At 62.4% G+C, this 16548-nt stretch carries 15 protein-coding genes; 10 read left to right on the forward strand and 5 right to left on the reverse strand.

The features are described from left to right. Positions 1-149: 149 nt before the first annotated feature. Positions 150-1583: a cell envelope integrity protein CreD gene (gene creD / locus D0Y60_RS10535; protein ID WP_117369524.1), complete on the forward strand. Its 1434-nt coding sequence runs from the start codon at positions 150-152 to the stop codon at positions 1581-1583. Positions 1584-1660: 77 nt separating this feature from the next. On the opposite strand, the gene D0Y60_RS10540 is transcribed toward creD, so the two are convergent. Next, entirely contained in the window at positions 1661-2857 is a 1197-nt protein-coding gene (locus tag D0Y60_RS10540; RefSeq protein WP_117369526.1) for a hypothetical protein, read from the reverse strand. Positions 2858-3067: 210 nt separating this feature from the next. On the opposite strand from D0Y60_RS10540, the gene parC reads away from it, so the two are divergent. After that, positions 3068-5320: a DNA topoisomerase IV subunit A gene (gene parC, locus D0Y60_RS10545; protein WP_117369528.1), complete on the forward strand. Its 2253-nt coding sequence runs from the start codon at positions 3068-3070 to the stop codon at positions 5318-5320. Positions 5321-5323: 3 nt separating this feature from the next. Here the strand turns inward: parC and D0Y60_RS10550 are convergent, their stop codons facing one another. The 4 genes from D0Y60_RS10550 to hemB all read right to left on the reverse strand — a co-directional run bounded on the left by D0Y60_RS10550 (position 5324) and on the right by hemB (position 8706). Further along, on the reverse strand, positions 5324-6241 hold the full coding sequence (locus tag D0Y60_RS10550; protein ID WP_117369530.1) for a DMT family transporter: 918 nt from the start codon (positions 6239-6241) through the stop codon (positions 5324-5326). An 18-nt stretch (positions 6242-6259) separates the two neighbouring features. Beyond that, positions 6260-7024: an arginyltransferase gene (locus tag D0Y60_RS10555; RefSeq protein ID WP_117369532.1), complete on the reverse strand. Its 765-nt coding sequence runs from the start codon at positions 7022-7024 to the stop codon at positions 6260-6262. Positions 7025-7124: 100 nt separating this feature from the next. Further along, positions 7125-7589 carry an RDD family protein gene (locus D0Y60_RS10560; RefSeq protein WP_117369534.1) on the reverse strand — a complete coding sequence of 155 codons (465 nt, stop codon included), beginning with the start codon at positions 7587-7589 and terminating at the stop codon, positions 7125-7127. Between the two features lie 100 nt (positions 7590-7689). Beyond that, on the reverse strand, positions 7690-8706 hold the full coding sequence (hemB, locus tag D0Y60_RS10565) for a porphobilinogen synthase (protein WP_117369536.1): 1017 nt from the start codon (positions 8704-8706) through the stop codon (positions 7690-7692). Between the two features lie 153 nt (positions 8707-8859). Between hemB and D0Y60_RS10570 the strand changes: the two genes are divergently transcribed. The 8 genes from D0Y60_RS10570 (at position 8860) to D0Y60_RS10605 (ending at position 16548) form a co-directional block, all read left to right on the forward strand. Then, positions 8860-9297: a DUF6163 family protein gene (locus D0Y60_RS10570; RefSeq protein ID WP_117369753.1), complete on the forward strand. Its 438-nt coding sequence runs from the start codon at positions 8860-8862 to the stop codon at positions 9295-9297. Between the two features lie 130 nt (positions 9298-9427). After that, a complete protein-coding gene (locus D0Y60_RS10575; protein WP_117369539.1) occupies positions 9428-9940 on the forward strand; it encodes a MarR family winged helix-turn-helix transcriptional regulator in 513 nt (170 codons plus the stop codon). A gap of 318 nt (positions 9941-10258) precedes the next feature. Next, positions 10259-11584, forward strand: coding sequence for a L,D-transpeptidase family protein (locus tag D0Y60_RS10580; protein ID WP_117369541.1), 1326 nt, complete (start codon positions 10259-10261; stop codon positions 11582-11584). Between the two features lie 192 nt (positions 11585-11776). Then, positions 11777-13075, forward strand: coding sequence for a serine hydroxymethyltransferase (gene glyA / locus D0Y60_RS10585; protein ID WP_117369543.1), 1299 nt, complete (start codon positions 11777-11779; stop codon positions 13073-13075). Between the two features lie 9 nt (positions 13076-13084). Continuing rightward, on the forward strand, positions 13085-13564 hold the full coding sequence (nrdR, locus tag D0Y60_RS10590) for a transcriptional regulator NrdR (protein ID WP_117369545.1): 480 nt from the start codon (positions 13085-13087) through the stop codon (positions 13562-13564). Next, entirely contained in the window at positions 13565-14665 is a 1101-nt protein-coding gene (gene ribD, locus D0Y60_RS10595; protein WP_117369547.1) for a bifunctional diaminohydroxyphosphoribosylaminopyrimidine deaminase/5-amino-6-(5-phosphoribosylamino)uracil reductase RibD, read from the forward strand. Continuing rightward, complete coding sequence (locus tag D0Y60_RS10600) at positions 14665-15279, forward strand: riboflavin synthase (protein ID WP_117369549.1); 615 nt, start codon at positions 14665-14667, stop codon at positions 15277-15279. Before ribD ends, D0Y60_RS10600 begins: the two co-directional genes overlap by 1 nt. Before the next feature lie 132 nt (positions 15280-15411). Continuing rightward, positions 15412-16548: a GGDEF domain-containing protein gene (locus D0Y60_RS10605; protein WP_117369551.1), complete on the forward strand. Its 1137-nt coding sequence runs from the start codon at positions 15412-15414 to the stop codon at positions 16546-16548.

A 16548-nucleotide genomic window follows, 5' to 3' on the forward strand; every position in this document is an offset into this window, starting at 1 on the left:
CCGGGCTCTTTCGTTGCATCGGGCGGAAAGACGCTACAATGCCGCGAATCCGCCGTCAGCCGATCCCAATTCCGCGCACAATCGGTCGAAATCTCCCCCTAGCGTGAACTCGCCTTAAAATGGCGATTCAAAGACTGGAGGGACTATCAATGACTGCAAGCATATCGGACGATCCCGTCCCCGCGACACCATCCCACCCTTCTCCCTATCCTGAGCCGCGCGGCAATCTCACGACCTTTCTGCGCTCGCCCGGCGTCAAGTTCATCATGATCGGCGTCATCTCCGTGGCGTTGCTCGTTCCTCTGCTGCTCGTCTGGGGGCTTACGGAGGAGCGTGCCCAGCGGGCGGCGGATGTCTCGCGCCGCATTGCCAATGGTTGGGGCGGCGATCAGGCAATCAACGGTCCCTATATCGCCGTGCCCTTCGAGGTGCAGCGCAGCCGCGAGGTGGACGGCCGCACGGTGGTCGAGCAGACGACCGAGTGGGCGCTCGTCATGCCGGAAGTTCTGGATGTGACCGCCGACCTCAAGGCGGAAGAGCGAAAGCTCTCGATCTACACGCTGCCGGTCTATAATGGCGCGCTGGCGCTGAAGGGCCGCTTCGGTAGCAATATTCTGCAGGACCTCGCGCAATTCTCCGGCACGCCGCAGCTGGACCGTGCCATCCTCGTGCTCAACATTAACGATATCACCGGCATTCGCTCCGATGCGGGCGTGAAGATCGACAACGGTGCCGTCAGGCCCTTCGATCCGGGCATGCGGCAGATTTCCGCGATGAGCGTGGTCGGCGCGGATGGCTATGCCACGCCGCAGTCGAGCGCCGGCGTGCATCGCCCGATCGAGCGTGCGCTGATCGACAGCGGCTTTGCCTTCGAGATCGCGCTGTCGCTCAATGGCTCGCGCAGTTTCGCCGTGGCCCCCGCCGGCCAGACGACGAGCTTTACCGCCAAGGCCAACTGGCCGCATCCCGGCTTCGAAGGGCTCTTCCTGCCGGAAGAGAAGACCATCACGGCCAAGGATTTCTCCGCCAAGTGGACGATCCCCTATCTCGCCCGTGGTATCGACCGCGTCGCCTCCGGGCCGACGCTGCCGCTGTCGGGCAGCATGATGAGCATCAGCCTCGTGGAACCCGTGCAGTTCTACCAGGTGGTCTCTCGCACGCTGAAATACTCGATCGGCTTCATCTCGCTCGTCTTCCTCGCGGTCTTCGTCGTGGAGCTGAAGGGCGGGCGCATGGTGCACTGGATCCAGTATGTGCTGACGGGCCTTGCACTGATCGTCTTCTACGTACTGCTCTTGGCGCTTGCCGAACATACCGGCTTCACAATCGCCTATATCGTGGCAGCGCTTGCGACGACCCTGCTCATCGCCGCCTATCTCGGCAGTGCCACCGGCAGCCGCAAGAACGGCCTGTCGCTCGGCGCGGTGCTTATCTCGGCCTATGGTGTCATGTATCTGGTGCTGCGCGAGGATGAATATGCGCTGCTCGCCGGCGCCCTCATCTCCTTCGTCACCATCGCCGCGACGATGTATGCGACGCGACGCGTGGAGTGGTCGGCACCACAGGCCGCCGTCGCGCGCTGAGGCGGTAACCTCGAAAGCAAAAAGCCCGGAGCGATACTCCGGGCTTTGTCTTTTCAGCATGTGGCCGAAGGGATGGATTACATCTCTTCGTTGGCCGTGACGGTCACGCCGAGAACCTGCGGGATGGTCTGCGGCGCGCCCATGGCGGCACCCATGATCATCGGGAACGGCACCGGCTCCTTCGGCTCGGCGCTGATCGTCAGGTTCTTCGGATCGTCGAGGAAGGTGTTGGCGGCGGCCGAGATCTGGTTCTGCAGGTCGGGCATGTTGAGCTGCGCGATCATGACCGGGATCAGGCCCTTCAGCGACTGCGCCATCTGCTCGCCCGTCACACCCTGTTCGCTGCCGGCATAGTCGAGCAGCTTCTTGGTGATCGAGGCGTCTTCGAAGGAGATCGAGGCGCTGTTGAAGGTCAGCTGCTGCACGAGGCCCATCATGGACATGCCCATCGCAGCGTTCGCTTCTTCCTTGTTCGGATTGGCTTCGGCCGCCTTGATGGCCTCCTGCATACCCTTCAGGAAGTCGAGCGTGTAGCCGGAGAATTCCAGCGAGAGGCTGAGGCTGCCGACATCCTTGAAGTCGAAGGTGTATTCGTCGACGGCGAGCTTGCCGCTGGCCAGTTCCCAGCTGCCAGACATGGATACCTTGCCGTCGAGCGAGGTCATGCCGAGCTTAGCGAGCGTATCCTTAGCCTTAGGATCTTCGACCGAGGTCAGATCCGCCTTGAGATCCGACAGGGTGGCGTCGAATTCGAGGCCGGCATCGCCATCCATGCGCGTGATGTTGGCTTCCATGCCGGACATGGAGAAGACTTCCTTGCCCTTGGCCGAAACGTTGATCGGGCCGGTGGAAGCCGATTCATACATCAGAAGCGATTCGAGCGTGCCAGGCTTCACAGTGCCGGGAATGGTGACGCCGCTGATCGCGATGTCCTTGACCGAGACGGTCGATTCAGCCTCGGTGGCGTTGACGTCTGCGAAGCCGACGGTCTCAATCTTGTAGCCGCCGTCGCCGTCTTCCTCGACGCCTTCCATGGTAATCGTGCCGAGCTTGATCGGCGCTTCGGCGCCTGTGGCCTTCAGTTCGGCGCCTTCAAGGGTAACGGTTGAGCCGTCGACGGCGACATTCGAAGAGCTGACCGTCACGCCCGAGGTGGCGTAGGTGGCATTCAGCTTCGCCAGCAGGTCCGCGCCATCGAGCGCGAAAGCGGGGCTTGCCAGGGAGGCGAGCGCGGCGCCGGCGAGGAGGGTGCGGAAATGGGAGGTGCGCATCATGAATAGGCTCTCTTTCTGGATTTTTGGACGGCTGCCTTGCCGTTACCGCTCATAGACGGGCGGCGCGGCGACTATATTCGGGCGCGCGCAACTTTCTATAGAATTCTGGCGGTTCGGCGGCATATTCCCGACAAGCTTTACAAACTGCTATCCACAGCGCAATCGCCCGGATTCCTTGCCGCGAATCAGTCTAGGGGCTAGTCAAGTCGCATGGGACAAAACACTTTGCCGCCGGATGGCGGAGACGACAATATCCTGCCGGTCGACCTCAAGGCGGCGCTGGAAGAGCGCTACCTTGCCTATGCGCTGTCGACCATCACCCAGCGCGCGCTGCCGGATGTGCGCGACGGCCTGAAGCCGGTGCACCGCCGCATCATCCATGCGATGAGCGAAATGGGCATTCGCGCCAATTCCTCCTTCAAGAAATGCGCGCGTATCGTCGGCGACGTCATCGGTAAGTTCCATCCGCATGGCGACCAGTCGGTCTATGACGCGCTGGTGCGCCTCGCGCAGGATTTCTCGCAGCGTTATCCGATCGTCGACGGGCAGGGCAATTTCGGCAATATCGACGGCGACAACGCTGCCGCCTACCGATACACCGAAGCGCGCATGACCGATGTCGCGACGCTGCTGCTCCAAGGTATCGATCAGGACGCCGTCGATTTCCGCCTGACCTACAACGAGGAAGACGAGGAGCCGGTCGTCCTACCCGGCGCCTTCCCGAACCTGCTGGCAAACGGTTCTTCCGGTATTGCGGTGGGCATGGCGACGTCCATTCCCTCGCACAATGTGCATGAGCTGTGCGACGCAGCGCTTCACCTTATCCGCAACCCGGAGGTCGAGGTCGAAAAGCTCGTTGAGTTCGTGCAGGGCCCGGACCTGCCGACCGGTGGTATTATCATCGACAGCCGCGAAAGCATCATCGAGGCCTACAAGACAGGTCGCGGTGGTTTTCGTGTGCGCTCGAAGTGGCAGACGGAAGATCTCGGCCGCGGCGGCTACCAGATCGTCGTCACCGAAATTCCCTATCAGGTGCAGAAATCGCGCCTGATCGAGAAGATCGCCGAGCTGCTCATCGCCCGCAAGCTGCCGCTGCTAGAGGATATCCGGGACGAATCGGCAGAGGACGTGCGCATCGTGCTCGTGCCGAAGAGCCGCGCGGTGGATCCGACGATCCTGATGGAATCGCTGTTCAAGCTCTCCGAGCTGGAAAGCCGCATCCCGCTCAACATGAACGTGCTCTCGATGGGGCGCGTGCCGAAGGTCATGGGCCTCAAGGAGGTGCTGGTCGAGTGGCTCGCCCATCGGCGCGAGGTCCTGCAGCGCCGCTCGCGCCACCGTCTTGCCGCTATCGATCGGCGCCTTGAAATCCTCGGCGGTTACCTCATCGCCTATCTCAACCTCGACGAGGTGATCCGCATCATCCGTGAGGAGGACGAGCCGAAGGTCTCCCTGATGGAAACCTTCTCGCTGACGGACGTGCAGGCCGAAGCGATCCTCAACATGCGCCTGCGCTCGCTGCGCAAGCTCGAGGAGTTCGAAATCCGCACCGAATTCGACACGTTGTCGAAGGAAAAGGCCGAGATCGAGTCGCTGCTCGCCTCCGACGAGAAGCAATGGCAGACCATCGCCTGGGAAATCGGCGAGGTCCGCAAGAAATTCGCCAAGGCGACCGAACTCGGCCGCCGCCGCACGCAATTCGCCAGCGCCCCGGAAGCCGATGTCGAGGCCATCCAGCAGGCGATGATCGAGAAGGAGCCGGTCACGGTCGTCATCTCGGAAAAGGGCTGGATCCGCGCGCTGAAGGGGCACATCGCCGATACATCCGGTCTTCAGTTCAAGGAAGGCGACGCGCTGAAGGTGGCTTTCCCGGCGCAGACGACGGACAAGGTGTTGATCGTCACGACGGGCGGCAAGGTTTATACGCTCGGCGCGGACAAGCTGCCGGGCGGTCGTGGTCATGGCGAACCGCTGCGCATCATGGTCGACATGGAAAACGACCAGGACGTGCTGACGGCTTTCGTGCACGATCCCCATCGCAAGGTCATCATCGCCTCGCAGGCCGGCAACGGCTTCGTCGTCGCGGAAACCGAGATGGTCGCCAATACCCGCAAGGGCAAGCAGGTGATGAATGTCGGCATGCCCGACGAGGCCAAGCTTGTCGTGCCGGTACGCGGTGATCACGTCGCCGTCGTCGGCGAGAACCGCAAGATGCTGGTCTTCCCTCTGGCGCAGCTGCCGGAGATGACGCGCGGCAAGGGTGTTCGCCTGCAGCGCTACAAGGACGGCGGCATCTCCGACCTGCGCTGCTTCGCCATCGCCGACGGCCTGACCTGGGACGACAGTGCCGGCCGCAACTTCGTGCGCACCAAGGAAGAGCTGGTCGAATGGCTCGCCGACCGCGCCAGCGCCGGCCGCACGGTGCCCAAGGGTTTCCCGCGCAGCGGCAAGTTCAGCGGTTAAGCCTCAACCCGTAAACGGAAACTCCGTAGCCGCGTCGTCTTCTCGGGCGGCGCGGTTTTTTGCGCGCATCTGCCAGAGCGAGTGGGCCAACAGGGCGAGGATGAGGATCGAGCCGCCGATGAGGGTCTGGGTGGTGGGGGTTTCGGCAAAGACGATCCAGACCCATATGGGGGCGAGAACCGTTTCCAGCAGATAGAACATGCCGACTTCAGGTGCCGAGAGATAGCGTGGGCCGGTGGCCAGGCAGAAGAAGGCAAGCGGGATCATGATGAGCCCGTTGAACAGGATGAAGCCGGGGGCGCCGATCTGGAAGCCGGTCTCGGGCAGCAGGATCAGCGCGGCGATGCCGGGAAAGATCGCGGTAACCAGCGGCACGAAGCCCATGTCGAGGCCGCTGCGGCGGCTGAGCGTGATGGCAGAGGCCAGCAGGAAGGCCGACGAAGCCGCCATGGCGTCGCCGAAGAAATTGCCGCTTTCCAGCCCGTCATGCACGATCAGCGCAACACCCGCGACCATCGCCCCCATGGTGACCAACGTCGCGTTCGAGGGGCGTTCGCCAAGGAATATCCAGGAGAGGATTGCCGCGAACATCGACGTGAAGGCGAGGATGAACACGACATTGGCCGTGGAGGTATTGAACACCGCCAGCATGAAGGTCAGTGAGTTGATGCCGTAGAGCAGGCCGATGAACAGGCCCATGGGGCCCGGCACCAGCGCCACGCGCTTGCCGAGCGCAAAGCGCAGCACGGACCAGGCGAGGATCGCCATCACGAAGGTCGCGATGCTGCGCGTCGCCAGCACCGACCAGACCTCGCCCTGAGCGGAGCGGATCAGCGGGATATCGAAGGAGAGGGCGAGGCCGCCGATGGCGGTGATGAGAAGGCCCTTGCGATGAAGGGCGGGATCGCTTGTCTGGGACACGATGGGACCGAATCGGAGCTAAGAGGCAGTATCTTGCTCATCATAGCGTTCCCAACCGCGCGGCATCAGGTGCTCTTGTGGCAAAAACTTTGTTTTATAGTCCATTTTGCGCGATCCCTTGACCCAGTAGCCGAGATAGACATGCGGCAGGCCGAGCGCCTTGGCACGTCTGATATGGTCGAGGATCATGAAGGTGCCGAAAGAACGATCGGTCAGCTCGGGATTATAGAAGGAATAGACCATCGACAGGCCGTCTCCCATGCGGTCGGTCAGCGCGACGGCGAGCAACTCGCCCTGCGGTCGCTCCTGCAGGCCAGAGCCCTCCTCGCGCCGGCGATATTCTATGATCTTGGTGTTGACGTGCGTGTCCTCCACCATCATCGCATAGTCGAGCACGGACATATCCGACATGCCGCCCCTCTGGTGGCGCGCGTCGAGATAGTGGCGAAAGAGAGTATATTGCTCGCTTGAGGGCTCGGCGGGATATTCGTGCGCGATGAGATCGGCATTCGTCGCCAGCACTCGGCGCATGGAACGGCGCGGCGTAAATTCGTTGACGAGAATACGCACGGAAATGCAGGCGCGGCAGCTTTCGCAGGCCGGACGATAGGCGATGTTCTGCGAGCGGCGGAAGCCGCCCTGGGTCAGGAGATCGTTGAGTTCCGGTGCGCGTTCACCCACCAGATGGGTAAACACCTTCCTCTCCATCTCCTGCGGCAGGTAGGGACAAGCCGCAGGCGCGGTCAGATAGAACTGCGGAGAAGGTGTTGCCTGCGTATTCATCGGCCGTGAGGCGACTCCATCGCTTTGTGACACGTCTATGCCAATAGCATGGCCTAGTTCAAAAAAAGGTCAACTAGAGGAATTCGCCCGCATCTGTCGATCAATAGCTGTCGCGGCGCACCATAACGGTGCCGAGCAGCAGGTCATGCAGCAGACGGCCGCGGTCAGTGAACAGGCCGACGAGCACGATAAACGGCGTCAGCACGGCATTGCCGATCCAGAACAGAACGAGATGCACGATCGCCGTCAGGAAATCCACCGGTCGGCCGTCGACGCGGGCAAGCGCAAGGCCCATCACGTTCATGCCCGCACTCGCCTGCGACGGTCCGCCCATCGTCAGGCCGAAATAAAGCATGGCGACGATGGCGAAGAGGGCGGGGTAGAGGAAAAAGCCGAGCCCGAGCGTCAGGACGCCCAGGAAGAAGACGACGACGGCTGCCGGAATCCAGAGCAGGGCGACGATCGCATAGTCGATCAGAAACGCAAAAATCCGCCGCGACAGCACGCCACGATAGGCCTGCCAGTCCGTCGTCGGAACCCGCGTTTCGTTAAAATCAGCGCTCATCTGCCTGTCTCCGTGGTGGAACATGGGAGACATATGGGGATGGTTTTGGGGAAAACAACGGGTGCTGGAAGGCGGCAGTGGGGAGACAGGCGCCTCCGGGTCAACCCTTCTTCGCCAGATGCCGCGCAACGTCCATCGCGAAATAAGTGAGGATACCGTCGCAGCCGGCGCGCTTGAAGGCGAGCAGCGTTTCCAGCATGACGCGTTCGCCGTCGATCCAGCCGTTCATGGCCGCGGCCTTGATCTGGCTGTATTCGCCAGAGACCTGATAGGCGAAGACGGGCAGACTGAAGGCCTCCTTCATGCGCCAACAGATGTCGAGATAGGGCAGGCCGGGCTTGACCATCAGCATGTCGGCGCCCTCCTCGACGTCGAGGGCCGCGTCACGGATCGCCTCGGTGCCGTTGGCGGGATCGATATAATAGGTCTTCTTGTCGCCCTTTAAGAGGCCGCCGGTGCCTATCGCATCGCGATAGGGGCCGTAGAAGGCAGAGGCGAACTTCGTCGCATAGGACATAATGCCAACGTTCTGGTGCCCTGCGGCATCGAGCGCATGGCGGATGGCGCCGATACGGCCATCCATCATTTCCGAAGGCGCGATGATATCGGAGCCGGCATCGGCCTGCAGCACGGCGGCCTTTGCCACCAGATCCACCGTCTCGTCGTTGACGATGACATCACCACGCAGCACGCCGTCATGGCCGTGGCTGGTGAAGGGGTCGAGCGCGACGTCGGTGATGACGCCGATGTTCGGCACGGCCTTCTTGATGGCGCGCGTCGCCTCGTTGATGAGGTTGTTGGCCACGAGACAGTGCGAGCCGGTTTCGTCGCGCAAGTGCATTTCAATATTGGGGAAAGTGGCGATGGCGGGAATGCCGAGATCGGCGGCCTCCTTCGCTGCCTCCACCAGCTTGTCGATGCTCATGCGGTTGACGCCCGGCATGGCGGCGACAGGATCGACAACGTTCTCGCCGGGCACGACGAAGACCGGCCAGATCAGGTCGTCCACTGTCAGGCGGTTTTCCTGCACGAGGCGGCGTGTCCAGTCGGCCTTCCGGTTGCGCCGCATGCGGCGTCCGCCGGTGATATCGTCGACAATGTGCCTGCTGCCGGTCATGATGCCATTTCCCTTACGCGATCCGATTTGCGCCTCATATCACGCTCGATCCGCCAATCAAATCGCGAGCGGTAAGGGTGCCTGCGGCATATGGCCGTGCATGATCTCGCCTGCGGCCTTTATGCCGGCCCGTCTTGCCCTTACTGTCCGCGCATGGTTGCTGATTCTGCCAAGGGCCCGAGGCCAAGCTTGATCGAAACGCTGTTCACGCTGTTCCTGCGGCTCGCGGCGGTCGGCGCGCTGTGGTTTGCGTTGCAGTACTGGGCGATGCTGACCGGTTTCTCCTTTAGTGGCCAGGGCCGTTTCGATTTGCTGCCGCCGGCCTGGAAGGCGGCCTATACGGCGCTGGCCGTGCTCTTTCCCGTGGCGGCTGTGGGGCTGTGGCTTCTCGTCTCCTGGGGGCCAGTCATCTGGCTGGTTGCGGCGGCGACGGAAGTGGCCATGCACGAGGTCTATCCCTCGATTTTCGGTATCGACCGGATGCTGGTTCTCCTGCATGTCGCGATCGCCGTTCTCTTCGTTCTTTTCCGCATCGCGCTCTTCATCGAGCGCCGCAGGCAGGCCCGTTCGGTAAGAACTGATTCACCCTGAGACAGGGTCGCCTTCCGGTAAGGCGCTGTTAAGCCTGCGGTTTAAGTAGAATTTTAGATGCATTCGTTAGGTTCTCACTCAAGGCGGGAAAACAAACCACACCGCCAAACAAAACAGTGAGGCAGTAACAGTGAACACCAAGATGAAGCCGCAGCAGGCCCCGGTCGTCGATCAGCAGGAAGATGCGATCCGCAACCTCTATCTGGAATCCCTCCACCTCGTCGAGCGTCTGCACCGCCGTCTGCTCGACGTGATCAAGGACGAGTTCGACCGCGCCGGTCGCTCCGATGTCAACGCCGTCCAGGCGCTGCTCCTCTTCAACATCGGCAATTCCGAACTGACCGCCGGCGAGCTGCGCTCGCGTGGTTACTATCTCGGCTCGAACGTCTCCTACAACGTCAAGAAGCTGGTCGATCTCGGTTTCATCAACCACCAGCGCTCGCGCATCGACCGTCGCTCGGTCCGCATCAGCCTGACGGAAGAGGGCCAGGAGATCGCCGAGACCGTCGCCAAGCTCTACGAGCGCCATATCGGCTCGATCCAGAAGGTCGGCGGCATCGGCGAAGGCGAGTTCAACCAGATGAACAAGCTGCTCCAGCGCCTCGATCGCTTCTGGAACGACTCGATCCTCTACCGCCTGTAATTCCAAGAATCGTTTCGACCTCCTCCATAAAAGCCGGCCGCGTTCCCTGCGCGTCCGGCTTTTGCCGTTCACGATCAGCGGGCTAGACCTCACATCTTCGTGTGTTTCCAGAGGCTTCCCGCCGTGCGAAAGGCCCGAGACACGAATTGGCCATATTGCTATGACACCCGGACGCTGGGCTTAAGGTATGCGCGGGCGGCAGGGCCGGTTTGCGTTTGTTAACCCTGTTCATGATAGCTGCATCGGGTAATGACCTTGGGTCATGTGTCCAGGCGCACCCGCCGCTTTGAACGGCGTCTTCAGGAGATGGTAGGATAGATGTCTCGCAAAACCGGAATTGATGTGTTCTCGCGCCGCGCATTTCTGCGCTCCGCTGCAACTTTCGGCGCTGCCGCCGTTGCCGGCCCCGTGCTGGCCCAGACGGCCCTGGACGATGTCCTCAATGCTCCTCGCCGCGGCAACTGGGATGATCAGTTCGACGCCCAGGCATCGCGCTCCTCCGCCGGCGTGCAGTCCAACAATCCGATCCTTGGTGCCGGTGCGATCCCGAACATCCAGCAGGCTATTTCCGACTACCAGCAGATCGTGTCGAGCGGCGGCTGGCCGCAGGTCAGTTCCAGCGTGAAGCTGGAACTCGGCGTGGTCGATCCCGCCGTGCAGGCGTTGCGTCAGCGCCTGACCATTTCGGGCGACCTGTCGCGCTCCGCCGGTGTGTCCAATTCCTTCGATTCCTACGTCGACGGCGCGGTCAAGCGCTTCCAGGCCCGTCATGGCCTGCCGCAGGACGGCGTGCTCGGCGAATATACGCTTAAGGCGATGAACGTGCCTGCCACGACACGTCTTGCCCAGTTGAACACCAATATGGTGCGTCTGCAGACCATGTCGGGCGATCTTGGCCAGCGCTACGTCATGGTGAACATTCCGGCCGCCTATATCGAGGCGGTGGAGAACGGTCGCGTCGTGTCGCGCCATGTCGCCGTGGTCGGCCGCCTGAGTCGCCCGACGCATATCCTGAATTCCAAGATCTACGACGTCACCCTCAACCCCTACTGGACCGCGCCGCGCTCGATCGTCGAAAAGGACATCGTGCCGCTGATGCGCAAGGATCCGACCTATCTGGCGCGCAACAACATCCGCCTGATCGACGGCAAGGGCCAGGAAGTGGCCCCGGAAACGGTCGACTGGAACGCCGAAAAGGCGCCGAACCTGATGTTCCGCCAGGACCCGGGCAAGATCAACGCCATGTCTTCGACGAAGATCAACTTCCACAACCCGAACAACGAATACATGCACGACACGCCCCAGCAGGGCCTTTTCAACAAGCTGATGCGTTTCGAATCGTCCGGCTGCGTGCGCGTGCAGAATGTGCGCGATCTCACGACCTGGCTGCTGCGCGATACGCCCGGCTGGTCGCGCCAGCAGATCGAGCAGGTCATCAACACGCGCGTCAATACGCCGATCAAGCTCGCCGTCGAGGTTCCGGTCTATTTCGTCTATATCTCGGCCTGGTCGGCACGCGACCGCGTCGTGCAGTTCCGCGACGATATCTACCAGATGGATGGCGCGACCGAACTGGCGCTTCAAAGCGGCATCGGCACGGAAAAGCCGGCCGGCTCGCCGGACGAGGACCTTCTGCCGCAATAAGGCGATTTGTCTGACTTTTTCACAGGCCCCGCATTCCCCAGGGAATGCGGGGCCTTTGTTTTTCGGCCCCAGGTACCTTGTCGTTTTTATCGCATAACACGCGCGGAAATGGCGCAAACCGTGGAGCGGATATTGCCCTTGCCATGCGAGGACGATAAACACCGTGCCACCCACCCTTAAGGAGCCTCGAGGATGAGCCAGTCTTCCGCCACCGAAGTTTTCTTCACGCGTTCCCTTGCCGACACCGACCCGGATATTTTCGGCTCGATCCAGAAGGAACTCGGTCGCCAGCGCCATGAAATCGAGCTGATCGCGTCCGAAAACATCGTTTCGCGCGCCGTGCTCGAAGCCCAGGGCTCGATCATGACGAACAAGTATGCCGAGGGCTATCCGGGCAAGCGCTACTACGGCGGCTGCCAGTTCGTCGATATCGCCGAAGAACTCGCCATCGAGCGCGCCAAGAAGCTGTTCGGCGTCAACTTCGCCAACGTCCAGCCGAATTCCGGCTCGCAGATGAACCAGGCCGTCTTCCTCGCGCTGCTCCAGCCGGGCGACACCTTCATGGGCCTCGACCTCAATTCGGGCGGCCACCTGACGCACGGATCGCCGGTCAACATGTCCGGCAAGTGGTTCAACGTCGTGTCCTACGGCGTGCGTGAAGGCGACCATCTGCTCGACATGGACGACGTCGCCGAGAAGGCCCGCAAGAACAAGCCGAAGCTCATCATCGCCGGCGGCACCGCTTACTCCCGCATCTGGGACTGGAAGCGTTTCCGCGAGATCGCCGATGAAGTCGGCGCCTATCTCATGGTCGACATGGCCCACATTGCCGGCCTCGTTGCCGGTGGCCAGCATCCGTCGCCCTTCCCGCATTGCCACGTCGCTACGACCACGACGCATAAGTCGCTCCGCGGCCCGCGCGGCGGCGTCGTGCTGACCAACGACGAGGAGATCGCCAAGAAGATCAACTCGGCCGTCTTCCCGGGTCTCCAGGGCGGTCCGCTGATGCACATCATCGCCGCCAAGGCCGTGGCCTTCGGTGAAGCATTGCAGCCGGAGTTCAAGGAATATGCCGCGCAGATCGTCAAGAACGCCAAGGCGCTCGCCGAGACGCTGAAGGCCGGCGGCCTCGACATCGTTTCGGGCGGCACCGACAACCACCTGATGCTCGTCGACCTTCGCAAGAAGAACGCGACCGGCAAGCGTGCGGAAGCAGCCCTTGGCCGCGCCTACGTCACCTGCAACAAGAACGGCATCCCGTTCGACCCCGAAAAGCCCTTCGTCACCTCGGGCGTCCGCCTCGGCACGCCGGCCGGTACGACCCGTGGCTTCAAGGAAGCCGAGTTCCAGGAAATCGGCAACCTCATCGTCGAGGTTCTCGACGGCCTGAAGGTCGCCAATTCCGACGAGGGCAACGCCGGCGTTGAAGCCGCCGTCCGGGAAAAGGTCGTCAAGCTGACGGACCGCTTCCCGATGTACTCCTATATGTAAGGAAGACTGATGCGCTGCCCCTATTGCGGTTCGGAAGATACGCAGGTGAAGGACTCCCGTCCCGCAGAGGACGGGGCCGCCATTCGCCGCCGGCGCATCTGCCCGGATTGCGGGGGGCGGTTCACCACCTTCGAGCGGGTGCAGCTGCGCGAGCTGATGGTTGCAAAGAAGACAGGCCGCAAGGCCCCCTTCGACCGCGACAAGCTGCTCAAATCCTTCGAGATCGCGCTTCGCAAGCGGCCCGTTGACCGGGACCGCATCGAACGCGCGGTCTCGGGCATCGTCCGCCGGCTGGAAAGCTCCGGCGAGACGGAAATCTCTTCCGAAGAGATCGGCCTCCAGGTTCTGGAAGCCTTGAAGGCGCTCGATGACGTGGCCTTCGTGCGCTATGCGTCGGTGTATCGCGATTTCTCCCATGTCGACGATTTCGAAAAGATTCTTTCGGAAGTCGCCGCCAAGATCGCCCGCGACCCGGGCGCTGACGGCTAGATGTCGGGCGTCGTGTCCAGCGACGAACGCTTCATGGCAGCGGCAATTCGCCTCTGCCGCCGCAATCTCGGCCTGACCTCCACCAATCCCTCCGTTGCCTGCCTCATCGTCAAGGACGGTGTGATCGTCGGTTCCGCCGTCACGGCGCCGGGCGGGCGGCCGCATGCGGAGACGCAGGCGCTGGCCATGGCCGGTGATGCCGCGCGTGGTGCGACCGCCTATGTCACGCTCGAACCCTGCTCTCACCATGGCAAGACGCCGCCGTGCGCCGATGCGCTGATCGCCTCCGGCGTGGCACGCGTGGTCGTCGCCGTGACCGATCCGGACGAGCGCGTCGCGGGCAGGGGGCTCTCCATGTTGCGCGATGCCGGCATCGTCGTGGAGACCGGCCTGTTGGAGAGCGAAGGCAAGGCCGCGCTTGCCGCGTACCTGACTCGGCAGACGAAGAAGCACCCTTATGTGACTCTGAAACTTGCCGTTTCCGCCGATGGCATGCTCGGCCGGCTGGGCACGGGCCAGGTGGCGATTACAGGTCCTATCTCGCGCGGCCAGGTGCATGTGCTGCGCGCCGAAACCGATGCGATCCTCGTCGGCATCGGCACGGCGCTGTCCGACGATCCCGAACTCACCTGCCGCCTGCCGGGGCTCGAAACCCGGTCCCCCGTGCGCATCGTGCTCGATCCGCGTCTGGAATTGCCGCCGACGTCGAAGCTTGCGCGAACGGCGTTGTTGGTGCCCGTCATCGTGGTGGCGGCGAAGGACGACAAGGACGATCCCGCTTTTGCCGCTCGCCAGGATGCTCTGGAAACGCTGGGTGTCGAGGTGCTGATCTGCGATCCGCGCCGGCTTGAGGCGCTGCTGGCGGCGCTTGCCACGCGTGGCATTTCCTCGCTGCTGGTCGAGGGCGGTGCGCGCACGGCGCAATCCTTCCTGGAAGCAGATCTTGTCGATCGCATCCTGCTGTTCAAGGGTGCCGGCACCCTTGGCAAGGACGGGGTCGCATCCCCATGTGTGTCGGGGCAGATGCCTGCGGGCTTTTCGCTGCGCGACACGGCGCGCTACGGCGCGGATATTCTTGAAGAATACGAAAGAGACGAGTGATGTTCACAGGCATTGTCACGGATATTGGAACGGTCGAGAGGGTCGAGCCCATGAACGAGGGGGTTCGGCTGCGCGTGCGCACGAACTATGACCCCGCGACGATCGACATGGGCGCCTCCATTGCCCATTCTGGCACCTGCCTTACCGTTACCGCTCTGCCGGAAGCGGGCACCAATGCCCGCTGGTTCGAGGTGGAAGCCTGGGAAGAAGCGCTGCGCCTGACGACGATTGCCAGCTGGAAGGCCGGCACGAAAATCAATCTCGAGCGCTCGCTGAAGATCGGCGACGAACTCGGCGGCCATATCGTCTCCGGCCATGTCGACGGCAAGGCGGAAATCCTCTCCGTCGAAGCCGAGGGCGACGCAACGCGCTTCCGTATCCGCGCGCCCGAAGGGCTGGAGCGATTCGTCGCGCCGAAGGGGTCCGTCGCGCTCGACGGCACCTCGTTGACGGTCAATGCGGTCGATGGTGCTGTATTCGACGTGCTGCTCATCCGCCACACGCTTGAAGTCACCACATGGGGCGAGCGCAAGGTCGGCGATTTCGTCAATTTCGAAGTGGACACCATGGCGCGATATGCGGCCCGGCTTGCGGAGTTTTCCGCCAAGGCGTGACCGGCGCGTGACTCTTTCCCGTTATGTGCCAGATCGGAATGGTGCGGTGCGGTGTTTGCAACCGTCATGGTAACGATATCGATACCTCTCGGCTTTTAGTGTCCGCGCATTGGACTGCTGGAGGCCTCGGGGATGGTACCCGATTACAACACATTGTTGCTCGCCATCGGGCTTGCCGGCTTCTGCCTGTCGGCAACGCTTTTTGCCTCCTGGCTCTCGGCGAAGATCGAGCGTTTCCTGCTCTCCTGGTCCATCGGTATAGGCTGCATCGTGCCGGCCGTGGTGATCTACAGCGTCTATATCGAGCACGCGAGCGTGATCGTCGGCTGCGTGGCCTTCCTGCTGCAGTTCCTCGGCTTTTCCTTCATCTACGGCGCGGCCTATCGCTTTCGTACGGGTGAAAGTGGGCGGCGGCGCATCGCTGGCGTATTTTTCGCCTGTGCGGCGATGTCCCTGCCGTGGCTTGTCAGCGGTTATGACGGCCTTGCCTTCATCGCTCTCAACCTGCTGATCACGGCTTGCGTCGTCGCGACCGCCTGTGAATATTGGCGGGGCAGGGCGGAGGCGCCGTTGCCGCTGACCGGTATCGTGATCCTCTATCTCCTGACGGCCCTGTCTTTCCTGCTGTGCGCCGGCGTGCTCATCCTTGACGGCAAATGGGTGATGGGCCATGCGCCCGACAATTGGGCGGAAAACCTTAATCTTATCGTGGCGATCATGGGCATCAGCGGCATCGGGGCCATGTCGCTGGCCCTCAACCAGTGGCGCGTTGCCGGCAACCACCATCGCGCCGCGATGACGGATGCGCTGACCGGCCTGTTGAACCGCCGTGCGCTCTTTGATCGTTATGAAGCGCAAGCCGTGACCCCACATATGGCGGCCATCGCCTTCGATCTCGACAATTTCAAATCCGTCAACGACCGCCATGGCCATGCTGCTGGCGACGTGGTGCTGAAGGTTTTTGCCGATGTCCTGCGCGACGTGTGCGGCGATGCGGCGTGCATCGCCCGCCTCGGCGGCGAGGAATTCATCGTCGTGCTGGACCGCACGGTTCCGGATCGCGCCCAGCGCATCGCCGAACGTATCCGCATGGATTTAGCAGCAAAGTTCATCCCTGTCGGTCGGCGCAGCATTACCTGCACCGTCAGCGCGGGCATCGCCTTCGGACGGGAGGACGGTGTAAGCTTCGATAGCCTGCTCAGCAGTGCCGACAAGGCGCTCTACACGGCAAAACGGGCCGGCCGCAACCGCGTCTCGCTCGCGGCCTGA

The sequence above is a fragment of the Shinella sp. WSJ-2 genome (assembly GCF_003432075.1).
Taxonomy (GTDB): Bacteria; Pseudomonadota; Alphaproteobacteria; order Rhizobiales; family Rhizobiaceae; genus Shinella.

Bases quoted from the DNA above. Each gene is read 5' to 3' on its own strand.
- parC (WP_117369528.1), top strand. From the start codon at position 3,068: ATGGGACAAAACACTTTGCCGCCGGATGGCGGAGACGACAATATCCTG.
- ribD (WP_117369547.1), top strand. From the start codon at position 13,565: ATGTCGGGCGTCGTGTCCAGCGACGAACGCTTCATGGCAGCGGCAATT.
- hemB (WP_117369536.1), bottom strand. From the start codon at position 8,706: ATGACCGGCAGCAGGCACATTGTCGACGATATCACCGGCGGACGCCGC.
- nrdR (WP_117369545.1), top strand. From the start codon at position 13,085: ATGCGCTGCCCCTATTGCGGTTCGGAAGATACGCAGGTGAAGGACTCC.
- D0Y60_RS10600 (WP_117369549.1), top strand. From the start codon at position 14,665: ATGTTCACAGGCATTGTCACGGATATTGGAACGGTCGAGAGGGTCGAG.
- D0Y60_RS10580 (WP_117369541.1), top strand. From the start codon at position 10,259: ATGTCTCGCAAAACCGGAATTGATGTGTTCTCGCGCCGCGCATTTCTG.
- glyA (WP_117369543.1), top strand. From the start codon at position 11,777: ATGAGCCAGTCTTCCGCCACCGAAGTTTTCTTCACGCGTTCCCTTGCC.
- creD (WP_117369524.1), top strand. From the start codon at position 150: ATGACTGCAAGCATATCGGACGATCCCGTCCCCGCGACACCATCCCAC.
- D0Y60_RS10570 (WP_117369753.1), top strand. From the start codon at position 8,860: ATGGTTGCTGATTCTGCCAAGGGCCCGAGGCCAAGCTTGATCGAAACG.
- D0Y60_RS10605 (WP_117369551.1), top strand. From the start codon at position 15,412: ATGGTACCCGATTACAACACATTGTTGCTCGCCATCGGGCTTGCCGGC.
- D0Y60_RS10555 (WP_117369532.1), bottom strand. From the start codon at position 7,024: ATGAATACGCAGGCAACACCTTCTCCGCAGTTCTATCTGACCGCGCCT.
- D0Y60_RS10540 (WP_117369526.1), bottom strand. From the start codon at position 2,857: ATGATGCGCACCTCCCATTTCCGCACCCTCCTCGCCGGCGCCGCGCTC.
- D0Y60_RS10560 (WP_117369534.1), bottom strand. From the start codon at position 7,589: ATGAGCGCTGATTTTAACGAAACGCGGGTTCCGACGACGGACTGGCAG.